Origin of the sequence: Dickeya undicola (assembly GCF_000784735.1) — a bacterium.
Lineage (GTDB): Bacteria > Pseudomonadota > Gammaproteobacteria > Enterobacterales > Enterobacteriaceae > Dickeya > Dickeya undicola.
Map to the genome: position 1 here is coordinate 107,281 of NZ_JSYG01000037.1, position 19,813 is coordinate 127,093.

Annotated in this window: 17 protein-coding genes; 11 read left to right on the forward strand and 6 right to left on the reverse strand. The window is 56.0% G+C overall.

The window, feature by feature from the left end:
- Positions 1-72 precede the first annotated feature (72 nt).
- Entirely contained in the window at positions 73-966 is an 894-nt protein-coding gene (locus OB87_RS17635) for a LysR family transcriptional regulator (RefSeq protein WP_033570704.1), read from the reverse strand.
- Positions 967-1,083: 117 nt separating this feature from the next.
- Here OB87_RS17635 and budA point away from each other — a divergent pair, with 117 nt between their 5' ends.
- Positions 1,084-1,866: an acetolactate decarboxylase gene (budA, locus tag OB87_RS17640; RefSeq protein WP_033570705.1), complete on the forward strand. Its 783-nt coding sequence runs from the start codon at positions 1,084-1,086 to the stop codon at positions 1,864-1,866.
- 55 nt (positions 1,867-1,921) lie between these two features.
- Positions 1,922-3,601, forward strand: coding sequence for an acetolactate synthase AlsS (gene alsS / locus OB87_RS17645; RefSeq protein WP_033570706.1), 1,680 nt, complete (start codon positions 1,922-1,924; stop codon positions 3,599-3,601).
- A 304-nt stretch (positions 3,602-3,905) separates the two neighbouring features.
- Here alsS and fucO read toward each other — a convergent pair whose 3' ends face one another.
- The gene (fucO, locus tag OB87_RS17655) at positions 3,906-5,057 is read right to left on the reverse strand and encodes a lactaldehyde reductase (RefSeq protein ID WP_033570708.1); all 1,152 of its coding nucleotides are present in this window, start codon (positions 5,055-5,057) and stop codon (positions 3,906-3,908) included.
- A 662-nt stretch (positions 5,058-5,719) separates the two neighbouring features.
- Here fucO and gcvT point away from each other — a divergent pair.
- From gcvT to gcvP, 3 genes are all read left to right on the forward strand, one after another.
- Complete coding sequence (gene gcvT / locus OB87_RS17660; RefSeq protein WP_033570709.1) at positions 5,720-6,820, forward strand: glycine cleavage system aminomethyltransferase GcvT; 1,101 nt, start codon at positions 5,720-5,722, stop codon at positions 6,818-6,820.
- 31 nt (positions 6,821-6,851) lie between these two features.
- Positions 6,852-7,259: a glycine cleavage system protein GcvH gene (gene gcvH, locus OB87_RS17665; RefSeq protein WP_033570710.1), complete on the forward strand. Its 408-nt coding sequence runs from the start codon at positions 6,852-6,854 to the stop codon at positions 7,257-7,259.
- A gap of 169 nt (positions 7,260-7,428) precedes the next feature.
- Entirely contained in the window at positions 7,429-10,302 is a 2,874-nt protein-coding gene (gcvP, locus tag OB87_RS17670; RefSeq protein ID WP_033570711.1) for an aminomethyl-transferring glycine dehydrogenase, read from the forward strand.
- A gap of 86 nt (positions 10,303-10,388) precedes the next feature.
- On the opposite strand, the gene OB87_RS17675 is transcribed toward gcvP, so the two are convergent.
- A complete protein-coding gene (locus tag OB87_RS17675; protein WP_033570712.1) occupies positions 10,389-10,997 on the reverse strand; it encodes an HD domain-containing protein in 609 nt (202 codons plus the stop codon).
- 210 nt (positions 10,998-11,207) lie between these two features.
- Between OB87_RS17675 and trhA the strand changes: the two genes are divergently transcribed.
- Positions 11,208-11,858 (forward strand): PAQR family membrane homeostasis protein TrhA, encoded by a 651-nt coding sequence (trhA, locus tag OB87_RS17680; RefSeq protein ID WP_033570713.1) that lies wholly within the window; start codon positions 11,208-11,210, stop codon positions 11,856-11,858.
- 72 nt (positions 11,859-11,930) lie between these two features.
- On the opposite strand, the gene ygfZ is transcribed toward trhA, so the two are convergent.
- On the reverse strand, positions 11,931-12,911 hold the full coding sequence (gene ygfZ, locus OB87_RS17685; protein ID WP_033570714.1) for a tRNA-modifying protein YgfZ: 981 nt from the start codon (positions 12,909-12,911) through the stop codon (positions 11,931-11,933).
- Between the two features lie 309 nt (positions 12,912-13,220).
- Between ygfZ and sdhE the strand changes: the two genes are divergently transcribed.
- Together sdhE and OB87_RS17695 are read left to right on the forward strand one after the other, a co-directional pair.
- Positions 13,221-13,487, forward strand: coding sequence for an FAD assembly factor SdhE (gene sdhE / locus OB87_RS17690; RefSeq protein WP_033570748.1), 267 nt, complete (start codon positions 13,221-13,223; stop codon positions 13,485-13,487).
- Positions 13,468-13,899, forward strand: coding sequence for a protein YgfX (locus OB87_RS17695; RefSeq protein WP_033570715.1), 432 nt, complete (start codon positions 13,468-13,470; stop codon positions 13,897-13,899). The genes sdhE and OB87_RS17695 overlap by 20 nt, the downstream gene beginning before the upstream one ends.
- A gap of 99 nt (positions 13,900-13,998) precedes the next feature.
- On the opposite strand, the gene fldB is transcribed toward OB87_RS17695, so the two are convergent.
- Together fldB and OB87_RS17705 are read right to left on the reverse strand one after the other, a co-directional pair.
- Complete coding sequence (gene fldB / locus OB87_RS17700; RefSeq protein ID WP_033570716.1) at positions 13,999-14,517, reverse strand: flavodoxin FldB; 519 nt, start codon at positions 14,515-14,517, stop codon at positions 13,999-14,001.
- Between the two features lie 132 nt (positions 14,518-14,649).
- Positions 14,650-15,975, reverse strand: coding sequence for an MFS transporter (locus OB87_RS17705; RefSeq protein WP_033570717.1), 1,326 nt, complete (start codon positions 15,973-15,975; stop codon positions 14,650-14,652).
- A gap of 262 nt (positions 15,976-16,237) precedes the next feature.
- On the opposite strand from OB87_RS17705, the gene xerD reads away from it, so the two are divergent.
- The 3 genes from xerD to recJ all read left to right on the forward strand — a co-directional run bounded on the left by xerD (position 16,238) and on the right by recJ (position 19,704).
- Entirely contained in the window at positions 16,238-17,137 is a 900-nt protein-coding gene (gene xerD, locus OB87_RS17710) for a site-specific tyrosine recombinase XerD (protein ID WP_033570718.1), read from the forward strand.
- Positions 17,138-17,224: 87 nt separating this feature from the next.
- The gene (dsbC, locus tag OB87_RS17715) at positions 17,225-17,941 is read left to right on the forward strand and encodes a bifunctional protein-disulfide isomerase/oxidoreductase DsbC (RefSeq protein ID WP_033570719.1); all 717 of its coding nucleotides are present in this window, start codon (positions 17,225-17,227) and stop codon (positions 17,939-17,941) included.
- A gap of 23 nt (positions 17,942-17,964) precedes the next feature.
- Positions 17,965-19,704, forward strand: coding sequence for a single-stranded-DNA-specific exonuclease RecJ (gene recJ, locus OB87_RS17720; RefSeq protein ID WP_033570720.1), 1,740 nt, complete (start codon positions 17,965-17,967; stop codon positions 19,702-19,704).
- Positions 19,705-19,813 lie beyond the last annotated feature (109 nt).

Here is a 19,813-nt window from a genome sequence, read left to right on the forward strand (position 1 = left end):
ACAACCGGTGTCGCGTGATTTTCATATGACCTGCCGTTTAACGACGGCAGGTTTTTGGAAACCTGGGAACGATCAGGTGTTGTGCAGATAGTCCCGCACCAGTTGCAGCATCTTCAGCAGCGTGGCGGAGCGGTCATGTTTACGCCAGATAACCGCAATCTGTGTGGTGAGATGCGGTGTATTGGTGTCGTGATAGGTCACATTCCCGGTCTGGATACTGGTCAGTGACTCGGGGACAAAGGTCACGCCAAAACCGGATGCCACCATACTGATGGTGGCGGTGATATGCGGAGCCAGTGCGTTGATTTTGGGCTGGTAACCCGACAGGTAACAGGCGCGAACAATCAGGTCGTGCAGGCTGGGGCAGAGTTCACGCGGAAAGATGATCAACGGCTCCTGCTGTAGTTGCCCCAGGCTGACTTGTGTTTGATCGCTAAACGGGTGATTTTCTGGCAGCACCAGCCGCATCGCTTCTTCCGCCAGTAATTCGCCTTCAAACTCCTCGCCGATATCACATGGCAGGCGCACAAACGCAATATCGGTGGTGCGGTTGCGCAGGCTCTCCAGTATTTCATGAATGTGTTCTTCCCGCGGTTGTAGCTGCACGCTGGGATAGTGCTGCCGGTAACGGCGCAACAGCGCCAGTACCACCGGGTGAAAGGTCACCGCACAGGAAAAACCAATATTGATCGCGCCGCTCTCCCCGCGGGCGATGCTGCGTACCCTCTCAATCGCTGAGTCGGTCAGCTCCAGAATATGGCTGGCATCCTGATACAACGCTTCCCCCGCTTCCGTCATCTCCACGCCTCGGGTCAGTCGCTTGAACAACGGTGTCCCGATTTCCCGTTCAAGTTTTTGAATTTGCTGGCTTAATGGCGGCTGTGATATGCCGAGAATTTCCGCCGCACGGGTGAAATGCCGGGTTGAGGCCACTGCGACAAAATAGCGCAGGTAACGTAATTCCATATATTTTCGATCTCCAAATGGCCACATCTCTGTATTGGAACTTTGGTGTGACGGCGGTCAATATTCAAGTGAAACATTAAATAAATTTAAGTTGATCATCGTCAGAAGGGAACGGATATGAAAGATGTTAACTGCGTCGACTCCTGTGTCAGGGAACTGGCCAGCTTTGCACTTCATCATCAGAAACAGCATCCAGAGTGCGTTATTTATCAGACGTCATTAATGAGTGGACTTATTAATGGTGTTTATGAAGGTGACACCACGATGGAAGAACTTCTGAAACATGGCGATTTTGGATTAGGGACGTTTAATGATCTCGACGGTGAACTGGTAGCGCTTAACAGCCGCATTTTCCAGCTACGTGAGGACGGTAGCGCCCGTTCGGCACTACCGTATCAAAAAACGCCTTTCGCGGTCATGACCTTCTTCCGCCCGACGGAACAAATCCATTTCGGGCAGGGCTCCAGCCGTGAAGCAATTCATCAGCGCATTAATGACTTGATTGCAACAGATAATCTGTTTTGTGCCCTGCGGATAGATGGCCGCTTTAGCCATGTGGAAACCCGTACGGTGCCTCGCCAGGAACGCCCTTATAAACCGATGCTAGAAGCGATTGCCCAACAACCCACGTTCCGTTTCGAACAGTGTCAGGGCAGCGTTATCGGTTTCCGTAGTCCTGCCTATGTTCAGGGGATTAATGTTGCTGGTTATCACGAGCATTTCATCACTGATGACCGCAAAGGCGGCGGGCATATCCTTGATTATCGACTGGAAGAAGGTGTGCTGACCTTTGGCTCTATCGCCAAACTGGTCATTGACCTTCCCCGCGACAGGGATTTCCTGAAAGCCAATTTATCCCCTGAAAATCTCGATAGCGTCATTCACTCCGTAGAGAGCTGAGACATCGAGCAGGTACTGAAAGCAAAAGCACACTGTTATGCAGAGGATAAACATTATGGAAAATAGGGATGGTCAACAGCATTGGTCTAGCGGTGCGGAGCTGATCGTAAAACATCTTGAGCAACAAGGCGTCAACTATGTCTTCGGCATTCCTGGTGCAAAGGTAGACCGCGTGTTTGATTCGCTGGTGGATTCGCCGATTCAAACCATTCCCGTGCGTCATGAGGCTAATGGTGCCTTTATGGCGGCAGCCGTCGGCCGTCTGACCGGTAAAGCCGGTGTGACGCTGGTAACGTCGGGGCCAGGTTGTTCGAATCTGGTGACCGGGCTGGCGACCGCGACGGCCGAGGGTGACCCGATAGTCGCATTGGGTGGCGCGGTCAAACGCGCCGACCGCTTGAAACTGACCCATCAGAGCCTGGATACCGTCAGCCTGTTTCAGCCGGTGACCAAATACAGCGCTGAAATTACCGTGTCGTCTGCTATTTCAGAAGTGATGGCTAACGCCTTTCGCGCGGCTGAACTCGGCCGGCCGGGGGCGTCGTTCATCAGCCTGCCGGAAGATATTGTCAATGAACCGGTAGACAGCCCGGTTCTGGCCCGCACCTCGCTGCCAACCCTTAATAGTGCGCCACGTGCGGATGTTGAACGGGTGGCTGGGCTGATTAAGAAAGCCAAACATCCGATACTGTTGCTGGGGCTGATGGCCAGCCAGCCGAAAAACGCCGAGGCACTGCGTCGTTTGCTGCACCATAGCCAGCTGCCGGTGACCAGCACCTATCAGGCCGCTGGGGTGATTGATCAACAGCATTTTGACCATTTTGCCGGACGGGTTGGGTTGTTCAACAATCAGGCCGGTGACAAGCTGTTACAGCAGGCGGACCTGATCGTCACGGTTGGTTACAGCCCGGTAGAGTATGCACCGGCACTGTGGAATGCTGGCAAGGCCACGCTGGTGCATATCGATGTGTTGCCCGCTGAAGTAGAAAGTGCCTACCGCCCGGATGTGGAACTGGTTGGCGACATCAGCATTACCATTGATACGCTCAATGAGCAACTGAGTTCGCCGATCGTGCTGTCGTCCCAGTCGGTGGCGATTCTGGAAGAGCGTCGTCAATTGCGCCATGAGCTGGCGACCCGCGCCATCAATATGGACGGCTTCGCTATCCATCCGCTAAGGCTGGTGCGGGTGATGCAGGATCTGGTCAATAAAGACGTTACCCTGTGCGTGGACATGGGCAGCTTCCATATCTGGCTGGCGCGTTATCTCTACAGCTTCCGCGCCCGTCAGGTGCTGATGACCAACGGCCAGCAGACCATGGGGGTCGCGTTGCCGTGGGCGATCGCCGCTGCGCTGGTGAATCCGCAACAGAAAGTGGTGTCGGTGTCTGGGGATGGCGGCTTCATGCAGTCCAGTATGGAACTGGAAACTGCGGTGCGGCTGAAATCCAACATTTTGCACATCATCTGGGTGGATAACGCCTACAACATGGTGGAAATTCAGGAAGAGAAAAAATATCACCGCGCTTCCGGTGTTAAATTTGGGCCGATTGACTTCAAAGCCTATGCCGAAGCCTTTGGTGCGAAAGGTTTTGCCGTAGAGTCCGCCGCCGAACTGGTGCCGAAACTCTGGCAGGCGATGGATGTGGACGGCCCGGCGGTGATCGCCATTCCGGTGGATTACTCCGACAACCATTACCTGATGGAGAACGTGAATATCAGCCAACTGATCTGAGCCTGATTCGCTCGGTTCAGGTGCTACAGTCCTACCTGCTGCAAGGCTTTGCAGCCTTTTGAGCCGTGTTCGCCGGTGACGAATATTCCAGCGTAAATGCTGTATTGCGAATGCTGAATGTTCGTCACCGGCGCTGGTTGCTCCACGCGTCCTGAAGCCCCGATAGTAATACGGGCTTGATTGGTCTGCCGTTGTGTTTGACGCGGCAGGTTCCGGTTCATGTTTGGCAGGACGCGCGTTTTTTACCCCCTCACGTCACGTTTCGTCGTTTTTTCATCGTACAGTTGAACACCTGATTTGATGTTCAGTAGATCGACTGGTACAACGCTTCTATCTCCTTCACGCTAGCCGGGCGCGGATTGCCGCCGGTACAGACATCCTCGAACGCCGCTTGCGCCAGCGCCGGAATATCCTGCTCTTTAACGCCGACCTGACGCAATTGCGCCGGAATATCCACATCCTGAGCCAGCTGCCGCACCGCCTGAATTGCTGCACTCCGCGCCTGCATCAGCGGCATAGCCTCTGCGCCTTTTACCCCCATAGCCACGGCGATGGCGCGGAATTTTTCGCCGGTGTATTCCGCGTTCCAGGCCATGATATGGGGTAGAAGAATCGCGTTGGCGACGCCGTGCGGGGTGTTATAAAACGCGCCCAGCGGATGCGCCATACCGTGCACCAGCCCCAGGCCGACGTTGGAAAAACCCATACCGGCGATGTATTGCCCCAGCGCCATCGCTTCCACACCCTGTGCTTTCCCTGCCACCGAGTCGCGCAGCGAACGGCTGATGATTTCGATGGCTTTGAGGTGCAGCATGTCGGTCAATTCCCAGGCTCCCTGCGTCGTGAACCCTTCAATGGCGTGGGTCAGCGCGTCGATGCCGGTGGCGGCTTTGAGTGAGGCGGGCATACTGCTCATCATGTTCGCGTCGATAAACGACACGATGGGGATATCGTGCGGGTCGACGCAGACGAACTTACGCCGTTTCTCTTCATCAGTGATGACGTAGTTGATGGTAACTTCCGCGGCGGTGCCTGAGGTGGTCGGTATGGCGAAGATCGGTACGCTAGGTTTGCGGGTGGCAGCGACCCCTTCCAGGCTGCGCACATCGGCGAATTCCGGGTTGTTGATGATAATGCCGATGGCTTTACAGGTGTCCTGCGGTGAACCGCCGCCTATCGCTATCAGGTAGTCGGCACCCGAGGTTTGAAAACGCTCGACGCCCTGCTGGACGACGGCGATGGTTGGGTTGGGAATCACGCCATCGTAGATGTCATAGGGCAGGCCCGCGTTGTCGAGCAACGCGGTGACTTTACCCGCCACGCCGTACTTCATCAGTTCCAGGTCCGTCACCACCAGCGCTTTGCGAAAGCCGCGTCGCTGCACTTCTTCGGTCAGGTGGGTGATAGCACCACTGCCAAAATAGGACGTTTCATTCAAGATCATTCTTTGTGCCATGATTTCTCCTTAACTTATTGATTTTTAATCATCGAAGCTTGTCGGTTATCCATTTGCGCCAGTAGTCGGTGTGGTTAATAGTTAATCTAGTCGTGCACCGCGCAGGGTGAGACAAAAGCTCGCTTGCGGTTGATGAAAGTCAAACCTTTGTCGGATGGATCTCCCATTGATGTACCCAGTGTGAAACCGGTTGGGACTCACTGCCTTCTTACGGCTGCCATCTGCCGTGACGTACTGTCGCTAGCAGGAAGATGTCCACGACGGTGATCACAGAATCGGAGAGTGAAGACAATGAAACGCAGGCGTGGCGTTACCTGAAATAATCTAATTTTAGGGTTTTTTCGCATTACTTAATCTAATTTAACTTATGGGTTTTTGTTCTGATGACAAACCAATGATTCAATTGTTTTTGATTTTTTATGTTGGTTTTATTTTTTAATTTGGAATTAAATTTTAATTATTTTTTATTTTTTGGTTTTATATCTTTAGTTGGATATCGGGTAATTCAATGCTGATTTGGCTTTTTATATAGATAAACTTATGGTTGTGGGAGTGGTGGAACGCGCGCTTCGGTGGTAAGTTCAGGAGCAGGATAAACGTTTGCGTCGTGAGGCCTGGCGTCACAACGCGCGGCTAACGTAGAAAGGCGTAGAGAGAAAAGAATGGCAAACCACACTCCGTTGTATCAACAGCATCTGGCCGATGGTGCCAAAATGGTGGACTTTCATGGCTGGATGATGCCGCTGCACTACGGCTCTCAGTTGGATGAACATCACATCGTTCGTAACAGCGCGGGTATGTTCGATGTGTCGCACATGACCATCGTGGATCTGCGCGGTGCCCGCGTGCGTGAATTTTTGCGTTATCTGCTGGCGAATGATGTCGCCAAACTCACCCAGCCCGGTAAAGCACTTTACACCGCAATGCTGACGCCCTCCGCCGGTGTGATCGACGATCTGATCGTCTATTTCCAGACCGAAGACTATTTCCGATTGGTGGTGAACTCCGCTACCCGTGAGAAGGATCTGGCCTGGATCACCGAACATGCCAAACCGTTCATGGTGGAGATTACCGAACGTGAGGACCTGTCGCTGATCGCGGTGCAAGGGCCGCAGGCGCAAGAGAAAGTACGCAGCCTGTTGAACGATGCCCAGCGTGAGCAAGTGACCGGTATGAAACCCTTTTTTGGTGTGCAGGCGGGCGACCTGTTTATTGCCACCACTGGCTATACTGGCGAAGCAGGCTATGAAATCGCGCTGCCGCAGGAACAGGCGGTTGGCTTCTGGCAACAATTGCTGGCGGTTGGTGTTAAACCGTGTGGACTGGGCGCGCGTGACACGCTGCGTCTGGAAGCGGGCATGAACCTGTACGGTCAGGACATGGACGAATCCATCTCTCCACTGGCGGCCAACATGGGCTGGACCATCGTCTGGCAGCCGGAAGACCGTCAGTTCATCGGCCGTGAAGCGCTGGAGCGTCAGCAGGCGGAAGGCACCGAACAACTGGTTGGCCTGGTGATGACCGAAAAAGGCGTATTGCGTCACGGTCAGCCGGTCCGCTTTACCGATAATCATGGCGTGATGCAGGAAGGTGTGATTACCAGCGGGTCGTTTTCACCCACGCTGGGCGTCAGCATCGCTCTGGCGCGTGTTCCCGCCGGTATCGGCGAACAGGCTATCGTGCAGATTCGTCAGCGCGAGATGCCGGTGCATGTGACCAAACCCAATTTCGTCCGCGCCGGTAAGGCGCTGGTTCAGTTTTAATTTTTGGCGTTAATGGAAGGAGAAGGTGGCAATGAGCAATGTTCCGGCAGAATTGAAATATACCTCGTCCCATGAATGGGTGATGGCGGAAGGCAACGGCGTTTACAGTGTGGGCATCACCGAGCACGCGCAGGAATTGCTGGGCGATATGGTGTTTGTCGATCTGCCGGAAGTCGGCAGCACGGTTAACGCCGGTGATGATTGCGCCGTGGCGGAATCCGTCAAGGCCGCATCCGACATCTATGCGCCGATCAGCGGTGAAGTGGTGGCAATCAACGAAGAACTGGAAGACGCACCGGAACTGGTGAATAGCGCGCCGTATGCCGAAGGCTGGTTGTTCCGCATCAAAGCGTCTGATGAAGACGAACTGAACGAATTGCTTGATGCCGCTGGCTATCAGGCGCTGCTGGAAGAAGAAGACGGCGACGAAGAAGAATAAGCCTGATGCCCCGTTTGCTCCCTGCGACGGGGCGTTTTTATTATCGGCTTATTGTTGTCATTGGCTGGTTGTGCCAATGGCTTGTTTGTTTTTCTGAATGATTTGCTTGTTTTCTGAATGACTTAATTGTGCTGCACATCACTGTGCCAAATGCAGGAAATTCCCCCACATGACCCAGACTCTCAGTCAGCTCGAACACGGCAGCGCCTTTACGGAGCGCCACATCGGCCCGTCGGCCGCTCAGCAACAACAGATGCTGGCCGCTATCGGGGCGGATTCGCTGGACGGGCTTACCCGCCAGATCGTACCCGCCGATATCCAGTTGCCCCAGCCACCGGCGGTAGGCGACGCCGCCACCGAGTATCAGGCGTTGGCCGAGCTGAAGGCGATCGCTGGCCGCAACCTGCGTTACAAAAGCTACATCGGCATGGGCTACCACGCGGTGCTGACGCCGCCGGTGATTTTACGCAATGTGCTGGAAAACCCAGGTTGGTATACCGCGTATACGCCGTATCAGCCGGAAGTGTCGCAGGGGCGTCTGGAAGCGCTGCTGAATTTCCAGCAGGTGACGCAGGATTTGACGGGGCTGGAGTTGGCTTCCGCGTCGTTGCTGGATGAAGCGACTGCTGCCGCAGAAGCGATGGCGATGGCTAAACGCGTCAGCAAACTCAAGCAGGCAAACCGTTTCTTCGTTGCTGATGACGTGCATCCGCAGACGCTGGACGTGGTGCGCACCCGTGCGCAGACCTTCGGCTTTGACATCGTGACCGGCAACGCCGCTGACGCGGTGAAGTATGACGACGTCTTCGGCGTGTTGCTGCAACAGACCGGCACCACCGGCGAGTTGCACGACTATCGCGCGCTGATGTCTGAGCTGAAAAACCGCAAAGTGATCATCAGCGTGGTGTCGGACATTATGGCGCTGGTATTGCTTGACGCGCCGGGCAAACAGGGTGCCGACATTGTGCTGGGGTCCGCCCAGCGTTTCGGCGTACCGATGGGCTACGGCGGCCCGCACGCGGCGTTTTTCGCCTGCCGCGACGAATACAAACGCGCCATGCCGGGCCGCATTATCGGTGTTTCGCGTGATGCCGCCGGTAACACCGCGCTGCGCATGGCGATGCAGACCCGCGAGCAGCACATTCGCCGCGAAAAAGCCAACTCCAACATTTGTACCTCGCAGGTACTGCTGGCTAACATTGCCGGTATGTACGCGGTGTACCACGGGCCGCAGGGGTTGAAACGCATTGCCGGGCGTATCCACCGTCTGGCCGATATTCTGGCCGCTGGGCTGACCCAGCGTGGTCTGACGCTGCGCCATCAGCACTGGTTCGATACTCTGACCGTTGAGGTTACCGATAAGGCGGCGGTACTAGGTCGTGCGCTGAGCGCTGGCATCAACCTGCGTGCTGATCTGGAGGGCGCGGTCGGCATCGCACTGGATGAAACCACCAGCCGCTACGACGTGCTGTCGCTGTTTGCCGTGCTGCTGGGCAACGATCACGGGCTGGATATCGATACGCTGGATGCGGCAGTCAGCGGCCAGTCGGCGTCAATCCCGGCGGCGTTGCTGCGCGGTGACGACATCCTGACTCACCCGGTATTCAACCAGTACCACAGCGAAACCGAAATGATGCGCTACCTGCATCGTCTGGAAAGTAAGGATCTGGCGCTGAATCAGGCGATGATCCCGCTCGGCTCCTGCACCATGAAGCTCAACGCGGTGGCGGAAATGCTGCCGATTACCTGGCCGGAATTCGCTGAACTGCATCCGTTCTGCCCGACTGAACAGGCGCTGGGTTACCGTCAACTGATCACGCAACTGTCTGACTGGCTGGTGCAACTGACCGGCTATGACGCAGTGTGTATGCAGCCGAACTCCGGTGCTCAGGGCGAATACGCCGGTCTGCTGGCGATCCGCCGTTATCACGAAAGCCGTAACGAAGGTGAGCGCAACCTCTGTCTGATCCCCAGTTCGGCCCACGGCACCAACCCGGCTTCTGCCCAGATGGCGGGGATGCAAGTGGTGGTAGTGGCCTGCGACAAGCAGGGCAACATCGACCTGCATGACCTGCGGGAAAAAGCGCAGCAGGCGGGCGATAAGCTCTCCTGCATCATGGTGACTTACCCGTCCACCCACGGGGTGTACGAAGAAACTATCCGCGAAGTGTGCCAGATTGTTCATCAGTACGGCGGCCAGGTATACCTGGACGGTGCCAACATGAACGCACAGGTAGGCATTACCTCGCCGGGCTATATTGGCGCGGACGTGTCGCACCTCAACTTGCATAAAACGTTTTGCATTCCGCACGGTGGCGGCGGCCCAGGTATGGGACCGATCGGCGTGAAAGCGCATCTGGCACCGTTTGTGCCGGGCCATCAGGTGGTGGAGATGGACGGCGTGCTGACCTGTCAGGGTGCGGTTTCCGCTGCGCCGTTCGGCAGTGCGTCCATCCTGCCGATCAGTTGGATGTACATCCGTATGATGGGGGCGCAGGGGCTGAAACAGGCCAGCCAGTTGGCGATCCTGAACGCCAACTACGTGGCGACGCGCCTGAAAGATGCTTATCCGGTGTTGTATACCGGCCGCGATGATCGCGTGGCGCACGAGTGCATTCTGGACATTCGTCCACTGAAAGAGAGCACCGGCATCAGCGAGATGGATATCGCCAAGCGTTTGATCGACTACGGTTTCCATGCACCGACCATGTCGTTCCCGGTGGCGGGTACGTTGATGATCGAGCCGACCGAGTCGGAAAGCAAAGTGGAACTGGACCGTTTCATCGACGCGATGCTGGCGATCCGCGCGGAGATCGACTGTGTGGCGGCAGGCGAATGGCCGCACGAAGACAATCCGCTGGTCAACGCGCCGCACACCCAGACCGAGCTGGCAGCCGACTGGCCGCATCCGTACAGCCGCGAACTGGCGGTATTCCCGGCCGGGCAGACCCACAAATACTGGCCTGCGGTGAAACGTCTGGATGACGTGTACGGCGACCGTAATCTGTTCTGCTCCTGCGTGCCGATGAGTGAATATCAGTAAGCGCGGTTTTTATCGTGTGAATCATCGGGAGGCGGTTCGAGGGCCTCCCGTTTTTCTTTCTGTTGGTTATGGTTGGCTGTGTCAGGTTACTTCAACCAGCCCTTCGCCTGTGCGTCTTCCAGATGTTGCTTCAGATAACCCCACAGCGCCGGGTTAATATCCTGGATAAAATCGTTGCGGCTTAGTACCTGTTCCAGCCGGATACCGTGTTCCACCCAGCTTTGGCCGCCGTTGTGCAAGTTCATCAGCACCGGCATTACGCGGTCGATCATCAGCGCAAAACGCGCTTCAGCAGTATCCCCGGCTTCGTATTCGTGCCATAACGCCAAAAACTGGTCGCGCTGCGGTTGCGGCAGCAGGCCGAAAATGCGCGTTGCGGCGGCTTGCTCTTGTTCCTGAATGGCTTCACGGGCTTTCAGGTCATACACCAGTACGTCTCCGGCGTCGATCTCCACGATGTCGTGAATCAGCGCCATTTTCAGCACCTGGGTGAGATCGATACCGTCATCGGCGTAAGGTGCCAGGCTCATCACCGCGACCGCAAAATGCCAGCTGTGTTCTGCGGAGTCTTCCTGGCGATCGGTGCCAATCACCTTGGAACGGCGCTGAACACTCTTGAGTTTGTCGATTTCCATCAGAAACCGAACGACATCGGTCATGGGGCCGAAATCCAGTACGGGTAAAGCGAACGACATCCGTTAACCTCCTGTAATAAAGACGCTCTATTGTAGGGGATGCGTCATGAGATGAATATGCAAGAATACCGTCTGAAAGGCGCTGATTTTTATTTTAGCGTACAGGTGTACACTGGAATTGTTCTCAGTTAAGCTGCTCAAAGCTTGCTCAGTGTGGCAGGGAAGGCCGCTGGTGCAAGTGTGTAGGTATGTGTAGGGCAAGAGGTGTACATGAAGAAAAAAATGGGGGCGTCGGGGTATACGCTGGCGGAAGAAATCGCCAACAGTATCAGCCATGGAATCGGTTTTATTTTTGGGATTGTCGGGTTGGTGTTATTGCTGGTGCAGGCGGTGGATAACGGTGCTACGTCTCTGGCTATCACCAGTTACAGTTTGTACGGCGGCAGCCTGATTTTGCTGTTTCTCGCCTCAACGTTATATCACGCCATTCCACACCAGCGGGCTAAACGCTGGCTTAAGAAATTTGATCACTGCGCCATCTACCTATTGATTGCCGGAACTTACACACCTTTTCTGCTGGTGGGGCTCAACTCGCCACTGGCGCGCGTGCTGATGATCACCATCTGGAGTCTGGCGCTGTTGGGGATCATCTTCAAACTGGCGTTTGCACACCGTTTCGAAGTGTTGTCACTGACAACCTATCTGGTGATGGGCTGGCTGTCGTTGATTGTTATCTATCAACTGGCGATGAAACTGTCCGTCGGCGGGGTGACGTTGCTGGCAATCGGTGGCGCGGTATATACCCTGGGCGTGGTGTTTTACGTCAGCAAGCGTATACCGTTCAATCACGCTATCTGGCATGGGTTTGTGCTGGGAGGCAGTGTGTGCCACTTTTTGGCGATCTATCTGTACGTGGGGTAACCGGTGCAGATATCGCCGTCAGCCGGATAAGCATCAGGGAGCCGGGGCATCCCCGATGCTTTGCAGGACCGGTTACTCTTCCAAAGAATAAGGTAATGGCTGAATGGCGAGTTGGCTGCCGATGTCGTCGCGCACCCGCAGCACGCTGTCAGCCTCCAGGTCGTTGTTCAGCACCGCCTGAACCCACAGTGTGCCTTCATGCAACTGGCTGGCTGCCAGCACGGTGCCGGTTCGACGCCAGTTATCACCGAATTTCAGTTCCAGCTCATCACCCGCTGCGGGGGCCTGCGCACCGGTGCCTGCCAGCCAGTACAGCGCACGCTTGTTGGCACCGCGGTATTTGGCTCGTGCGACCATCTCCTGGCCGGTATAGCATCCTTTGGTGAAACTAATGCCTTGTAGCGCCTGTAAGTTGGTGGCTTGAGGAATGAACTGTGCGCTGTTGGCGCTGTCAATGATGGGTTGCCCGGCCTCGATATCCAGCGCGTGCCATTGACGGCTGTCGTTAAGTTTGAGGCTGGCTTGCAGTGTTTCAATGAACGCCGCAGCACGCTGCGCATCCAGCACCAGCAGGAAGCGTTCGGCAGGGTGGGGCAGATGCAATAGCGTCGCCCCCGGTTGCTGCACCACGGTGTTATCGGCGTCGGGCAGTGCATCAAACAGCGGTGCCAGATGCGCACGAATGCCGAGGCCAGCGGCACCCAGCAGCACAACGCTGTCGTCGGCGGCGATAGTGGTTTTAGAGAAGACCGCGTATTTTTTCAGCTCTGCCAGTTGGCTATCCCGCACGCTGCGGCGCTCCAGATAAGCCAGCCCATCGCCATAATGGAACAGGCGCACATTGCTCCACATTTTCCCTTTGGCGTCGCAGTGGGCACACAGCACGTGCTGGTTGGCCTGCAAGGCATCCACATCGGCCGTAAGCTGGCCCTGAAGGTATTTGGTCGTGTCTGGTCCGCTCAGGGTGACCAGTGCCCAGTCATCCAGTGATATCAGGGTAGCGGGGAGTTGAGCGGAAGAAAACAGCGGTTGTGCGGTAAACGGATGAGCCATATTACAATCCTGCGATGCGTAATGTCAGCGAATGGCCCATGGTAAAAGAGCGACAACGGTTTGCAAGCAGTTTAGGCTGTGTTCCGCCATAAGGCCGCGATGGGTGGAACAGAAGGCCGAAGTAACAAGGCAAAATGAATGGTCTAATCGTGCGGTATGCTGTGCATCCGTAAAATAGTACACGCAGTAATACGCGAAAATATGTCAAAGTGTTACTATTAGTCGAAGACCATCAGGTAGAATAGGGTTATACCGCCGGTTATCATGACGCTGCGCGGGTAACCATACAGAGAAGTGGGCGAAATGAACATGGACATCAATAACAAATCACGTATTCACTGGGCGTGCAGACGTGGAATGCGCGAACTGGATATCTCTATCATGCCGTTTTTCGAGCATGATTACGACACGCTGAGCGACGACGACAAGCAGCAGTTCATCCGTCTGTTGCAGTGCGACGATCCTGACTTGTTCAACTGGCTAATGAATCATGGTGAGCCGGTGGATCCGGAGCTGAAGCGCATGGTTTCCCTCATTCAAACGCGAAATAAAGATCGTGGCCCAGTGGCAATGTGATTTGCGCGTGTCCTGGCGTATGCAGCTGTTTTCTCTGCTGACGCACGGGTTTCTGGTGCTGATGATTCTGCTGGCTCCCTGGCCGGACGGTTATGCGCCGCTATGGCTGGGGTTGGTCACGCTGGTGGTGTTCGGTTTCGTGCGCAGTCAGCGCATTATCAAGTCGCGCCAAGGGGAAATTTCCCTGCATGGGGAAAATCAACTGCATTGGCAGCAGCGTGACTGGCAGATAGCCCGGCGGCCCTGGGTGATGCGCAATGGCGTGTTGCTGTCGTTGCGGGCGACGACGGGCAAAGGGCATCAGCGTCTGTGGCTGGCGTCAGACAGTATGGGTAATGAAGAATGGCGGCTGTTGCGCCAGCTGTTGCAGCAGCATCCGTTGCCGGGTACGGAATCCACTCGTCATCATTAAGGCTGCGGTGGGAACGGCATCGAGTCGGTAATCAGGTGTTGCATGACTGTCACGAATGTCATACACGCAACGCCTGAATGTCACCCCTGGCGTAGCGCGTCAGAGTAACTCCGCCATTTCGTGCAGGATTTGCACGCACCACTGCTGAATCCGCTCGTCGCTCATGTCGTATTGATTCACGTCATCCAGCGCCAGGCCAACAAAGTGTTTACCATCTTCCGTAACCGGTTTCGGGCTGGTGAAATCATATCCTTCGGTCGGCCAGTAGCCAATAAACCGCACACCCAACGGCTTGAGCTGGTCATGCAACATGCCAAGCGCATCCAGAAACCATTCGCCGTATCCCTGCTGGTCGCCCATACCATAGAGTGCGACGATCTTGCCTTTCAGGTTCAGCGTCGACAGTTGCGCCCAGACGGCTTCCCAGTCTTCCTGAATTTCACCGAAGTCCCAGGTGGGGATGCCAAGGATCAGCATCTCATAGTGTTCCATTTCCTGAGGCGCAACGTCTTTCACGTTGTGCAGCTCTACCAGTTCCTCGCCGAGAATGTCGCGGATTTTCTCCGCCGCCATTTCGGTGTAGCAGGTGCTGGTGCCGTAAAAAAGTCCAATCTTCATAAGTGTCTGATCGTGATTGCATCAATAAAGGCGGTATCGCAGAGCGATTAGCCTAACGGAATATCACAAGGGCGTACAGGGCGGGAATGCAGAGAGGAAGGGATGAAGGTAGTGCCTTCATCCCTAAATGACTTAACCGAGAGACTGGTGACGGGTTTCTTTCGTCAGCAACAGGGCGATCAATGTCAGTGATGCCATCGCGGCGAGGTAAACGCCTACGTAGAACAGCCCGTAGTGACTGGTCAGCCAGGCCGCAATGTACGGTGCCACGGACGCTCCCAGAATAGAGGAGACGTTATAGGAGAACGAGGCTCCGGTATAACGTACTTCGGTCGGGAACAGTTCTGGCAGCAGCGCACCCATCGGGCCGAAGGTCAGCCCCATCAGGCTCAGACCGCATACCAAAAACGCCATAATCAGCGCCTGGTTGCCAGAGCCCAGTAAAGACGGGAACGCCATCGCGAACACCAGCATGATGCAGGTTACGGTGATCATGGTCTTGCGACGGCCGAAGGCGTCAGCCAGATAGCCCGCCACCGGAATAGTCAGACCAAAACCGATCACCGCCATCATCAGCATCCACAGGAAGTTGTTGCGCGGAATGCCCAACCCGGTCGGTGCTGGTGTGGTGCCGTAGGTCATGGAGTAGACGGTCATGATGTAAAACAGGGTATAGGTCGCCAGCATGATGAAGGTGCCAAGAACGGTGGCTTTCACGTGTTTGCTCAGCAGGGTGCCCAACGGCACACGCACCTGTTTCCCTTCTTTGGCGACTTTAGCGAATACCGGCGATTCGTGCAGTGATACGCGCACGTACAGACCGATGATCACCAGTACGGCGGAGGCGATGAACGGCACGCGCCAGCCCCAGTTCATGAATTGCTCGTTGGTCAGCACCCAGGACAGCAGCAGGAAGGTGCCGTTGGCGAAGAAAAAGCCGATCGGCGCGCCCAACTGCGGGAAGGAGCCGTACAGTGCGCGTTTGTTAGCCGGGGCATTTTCGGTCGCCAGCAGCGCCGCGCCGCCCCATTCGCCGCCGAGGCCCAGCCCCTGGCCGAAGCGAGCCAGCGCCAGCAGCAGCGGAGCCAGTACGCCGATGGTTTCATAGCTTGGCAGCAGGCCGATCAGAACGGTGGAAATACCCATGGTCAGCAGCGACGCGACCAGCGTCACTTTGCGGCCAACACGGTCGCCGAAGTGGCCGAATAGCGCGGAGCCGATCGGGCGCGCGATAAAGGCGATGGCGAAGGTTGCCAGCGATTGCAGCGTAGCGGCGGTAGCATCACCCTGCGGGAAGAAGATGTGCGGAAATATCAGCACCGCAGCGGTAGCATAAATGTAAAAATCGAAGAATTCGATGGCGGTGCCGATCAACGAGGCAACCACCACTTTATTGCGCGAGTTTACCGGCGCATCTGGTGTTTGAGTATCAATAGTGGATGAGATGGAGGCTTGCATAGTTTTTTGCTTTTTTGTAACACACGGACCCGCATTCTATGCATAGAAAAAAGTTCTTTTCAAACCAGCCCCACGACTGACGCAGACCCTTGCGGCAAAGGCATTCCGGGATACGCGGGAATAAGAAAATATAATCCCTTCTGTGCTTCGTTTTGCCACAGGATGTGGTGAAGTTGAGAATGATTACCGAATTGTACCCCGAACATACTCTGTGAGGCATAATAGCGGAATGAAGCCGTTGGCGGCATGATGGGAGAGGGTGATGCAGAAACAGGATCAGACGTTAATCGAGCAGTTTCTGGATGCCCTGTGGCTGGAGCGCAATCTGGCGGAAAATACGCTGTCGTCCTATCGTAACGACCTGCGCTCGCTGGCGGACTGGCTGGCTCATCACGACAGTAGCCTGTTGCAGGCGCAGCCGTCGGATTTGCAGGACTTTCTGGCTGAACGCCAGGAAGGCGGCTACAAGGCTACCAGTTCAGCGCGTCTGCTGAGCGCGATGCGGCGCTTGTTTCAGTACCTGTACCGGGAAAAGCAGCGGACTGACGACCCGAGCGCACCGCTGTCGTCACCCAAACTGCCGCAGCGGCTGCCGAAGGATCTGACGGAAGCGCAGGTGGAAGCGCTGCTGGCGGCACCGGTTACCGATCAGCCGCTCGAACTGCGCGACAAAGCGATGCTGGAATTGCTGTACGCCACCGGTCTGCGTGTGTCGGAACTGGTGGGGTTGACCATCAGCGATGTCAGCCTGCGTCAGGGCGTGGTACGCGTGATAGGTAAGGGCAACAAGGAGCGTTTGGTGCCGCTGGGAGAAGAAGCGGTGTACTGGCTGGAGCAGTATCTGGAGTACAGCCGCCCCTGGCTGCTGAACGGCCAGACGCTGGATGTATTGTTCCCCAGCAACCGCGCCCAGCAGATGACGCGCCAGACATTCTGGCACCGCATCAAGCACTATGCGACACTGGCGTCTATTGACAGCAATAAACTTTCTCCGCATGTTTTGCGTCATGCCTTTGCAACCCACCTGCTGAACCACGGTGCGGATTTGCGAGTGGTGCAGATGTTATTGGGCCACAGCGATCTGTCCACTACGCAGATTTATACCCACGTTGCGACGGAGCGGCTGAGACAACTGCATCAACAGCACCATCCCCGGGCATGATGTCCGGCGGGCTGACAGGATGTCATGGCGGGGTTCCGCCAATGATGGATAAGCACGGCGCTTGCGCCCTGATAACAGGATAATTCCATGAAAAAACGTGTAGTACTCTTTTCATTGCTGACGCTGGCCTTGAGCGGCGTGGCGCGCGCGGATGACGCCGCAATCAAGCAGACGATAAACCGTCTGGGCTTGCAGAATGCGGAAGTGAAGGACTCCCCCATCAGCGGGATGAAAACTCTGCTGACCGAGAATGGCGTGCTCTACATCACCGAAGACGGCAAGCACCTGTTGCAAGGGCCGTTGTATGACGTCAGCGGCAAGAATCCGGTGAATGTCACCAACCATATTCTGAACGAGCGTCTGGATGCGTTAAAAGACCAGATGATCGTCTATAAAGCGCCACAGGAAAAACATGTCATTACCGTGTTTACCGACATTACCTGCGGTTACTGCCACAAACTGCACGAGCAGATGAAAGACTACAATGCGCTCGGCATTACCGTGCGTTATCTGGCCTATCCCCGTCAGGGTATGAACTCTCAGGCGGCGAAAGACATGCAGTCGATTTGGTGTGTGGCGGACCGCAACAAGGCGTTTGACGCTGCCATGAAAGGTGATGATGTGTCACCTGCCACCTGTAAAACCGACATCGGTGCCCATTATCAACTGGGCGTGCTGTTTGGCGTGCAGGGCACACCGGCGATCGTGCTGGAAGATGGTACGGTAGTGCCGGGGTATCAGCCGCCCAAAGAGATGAAGGCGATGCTGGATGCGCACCAGGCCTCGCTGAAATCCGGCGGTTAATTAAATCGAGTGGTTAATCAAGCGTGAATGTTGTTACCCAACTCCGTCGTCGGCCGACGGCGGAGGCCGAGTTACCCGATACCCTCCCTGCTTTGTTACGCCGTCTCTATGCTCAGCGTGGTGTACGACAGATGCAGGAACTGGAACGCAGTCTGCGAGGGCTGCTGGATTACCGCTTGCTGAGTGGGATTGAGCAGGCGGTAGAGGTGTTACGTCAGGCGCTGGCGGATAACCGCCGTATCGTGATCGTCGGTGACTTTGACGCCGACGGTGCCACCAGTACTGCGCTGACGGTACTGGCGCTGCGCAGTATGGGCGGCCACGAGATTCAATATCTGGTGCCCAACCGGTTTGAAGATGGTTACGGGCTCAGCCCGGAAGTGGTAGCGCAGGCTGCTGCCAAAGGCGCGGAGCTGATCGTGACCGTCGATAACGGCATTTCGTCACATGCCGGGGTAGACGATGCGCACCGGCGCGGCATCGCGGTGGTGGTAACCGACCACCATCTGCCAGGAGAAACCCTGCCTGCGGCTGAGGCGATGATCAACCCTAATCTGTCGGATTGTGCCTTTCCGTCAAAAGCACTGGCGGGCGTCGGGGTCGCATTTTATTTAATGATGGCGCTGTTCGTGCGCCTGCGCGACGCCGGTTGGTTTGCTGAACGCGGTCTGGCGGTCCCCAATCTGACAGAGCTGCTGGACCTGGTGGCGCTGGGCACGGTGGCGGATGTGGTGCCGCTGGATGCCAACAACCGTATTCTGGTTTCGCAGGGGCTGAACCGGATTCGCGCGGGCAAATGTCGGCCGGGGATTCGCGCCCTGCTGGAAGTGTCCAACCGAGACGCCGTTCAACTGGTCGCGAGCGATCTGGGGTTTGCGCTCGGGCCGCGTCTTAATGCCGCGGGTCGACTGGATGATATGTCTGTCGGCGTAGAGCTGTTGTTATGCAACGATATCGTGCAAGCGCGGATGTTGGCCAGTGATCTGGATGCGCTGAACCAGAGTCGTCGTGAAATTGAAGCGGGGATGCAGGTGGAAGCGCTGCACTTGTGCGAACAACTGGAGCGTAGTCGCGACACGCTGCCGCTGGGGCTGGCGATGTACCACCCCGAGTGGCATCAGGGCGTGGTGGGGATTCTGGCATCACGCATCAAGGAACGCTTTCACCGCCCGGTGATCGCGTTTGCGCCTGCGGGCGACGGGATTCTGAAAGGTTCCGGGCGTTCTATCGCTGGGTTGCATTTGCGTGATGCGCTGGAACGGCTTGATACTTGTTATCCCGGTTTGATGTTGAAGTTCGGTGGTCACGCGATGGCGGCGGGATTGTCGCTGGCGGAGGACCGTTTTGACGAGTTTCGCCAGCGTTTTGCCGATCTGGTGGGCGAGTGGCTGGATGAATCGCAACTGGAGGGTGTTGTCTGGTCTGATGGCGAACTCGCTATCCCGGAACTGACACTGGGCACCGCTGAAATGCTGCGCGAGGCGGGGCCGTGGGGGCAGGCGTTTCCCGAGCCAACGTTCGACGGGCGCTTTCGTATTCTGCAACCTCGCTTGTTAAAAGAACGCCATTTGAAAGCAATGTTTGAACCGATCGGCGGAACCGGTCAGGTGCCGCTGTTAGATGGCATAGCGTTTAATGTAGATACCGCCATCTGGCCTGATCCGAGTATTAAAGAAGTGGAAATGGTGTACCGGCTGGACGTCAACGAATTCCACGGCAAACGCTCGGTACAACTGCTGATCGAACACCTATGGCCGTTGTAGCGTACAGGCGCTAAAACCGACGCCGGGTTTCTTCCGGCGTTTCCTTTTCGTTATGCGGTGCATCCCGCTAAAATCGGTAAAAAGCTATAAACCACGGCGTGGATCCGCT

Bases quoted from the DNA above. Each gene is read 5' to 3' on its own strand.
- gcvH (WP_033570710.1), top strand. From the start codon at position 6,852: ATGAGCAATGTTCCGGCAGAATTGAAATATACCTCGTCCCATGAATGG.
- fldB (WP_033570716.1), bottom strand. From the start codon at position 14,517: ATGAAGATTGGACTTTTTTACGGCACCAGCACCTGCTACACCGAAATG.
- fucO (WP_033570708.1), bottom strand. From the start codon at position 5,057: ATGGCACAAAGAATGATCTTGAATGAAACGTCCTATTTTGGCAGTGGT.
- OB87_RS17705 (WP_033570717.1), bottom strand. From the start codon at position 15,975: ATGCAAGCCTCCATCTCATCCACTATTGATACTCAAACACCAGATGCG.
- alsS (WP_033570706.1), top strand. From the start codon at position 1,922: ATGGAAAATAGGGATGGTCAACAGCATTGGTCTAGCGGTGCGGAGCTG.
- gcvP (WP_033570711.1), top strand. From the start codon at position 7,429: ATGACCCAGACTCTCAGTCAGCTCGAACACGGCAGCGCCTTTACGGAG.
- OB87_RS17635 (WP_033570704.1), bottom strand. From the start codon at position 966: ATGGAATTACGTTACCTGCGCTATTTTGTCGCAGTGGCCTCAACCCGG.
- gcvT (WP_033570709.1), top strand. From the start codon at position 5,720: ATGGCAAACCACACTCCGTTGTATCAACAGCATCTGGCCGATGGTGCC.
- xerD (WP_033570718.1), top strand. From the start codon at position 16,238: ATGCAGAAACAGGATCAGACGTTAATCGAGCAGTTTCTGGATGCCCTG.
- sdhE (WP_033570748.1), top strand. From the start codon at position 13,221: ATGGACATCAATAACAAATCACGTATTCACTGGGCGTGCAGACGTGGA.
- dsbC (WP_033570719.1), top strand. From the start codon at position 17,225: ATGAAAAAACGTGTAGTACTCTTTTCATTGCTGACGCTGGCCTTGAGC.
- trhA (WP_033570713.1), top strand. From the start codon at position 11,208: ATGAAGAAAAAAATGGGGGCGTCGGGGTATACGCTGGCGGAAGAAATC.
- budA (WP_033570705.1), top strand. From the start codon at position 1,084: ATGAAAGATGTTAACTGCGTCGACTCCTGTGTCAGGGAACTGGCCAGC.
- OB87_RS17675 (WP_033570712.1), bottom strand. From the start codon at position 10,997: ATGTCGTTCGCTTTACCCGTACTGGATTTCGGCCCCATGACCGATGTC.
- ygfZ (WP_033570714.1), bottom strand. From the start codon at position 12,911: ATGGCTCATCCGTTTACCGCACAACCGCTGTTTTCTTCCGCTCAACTC.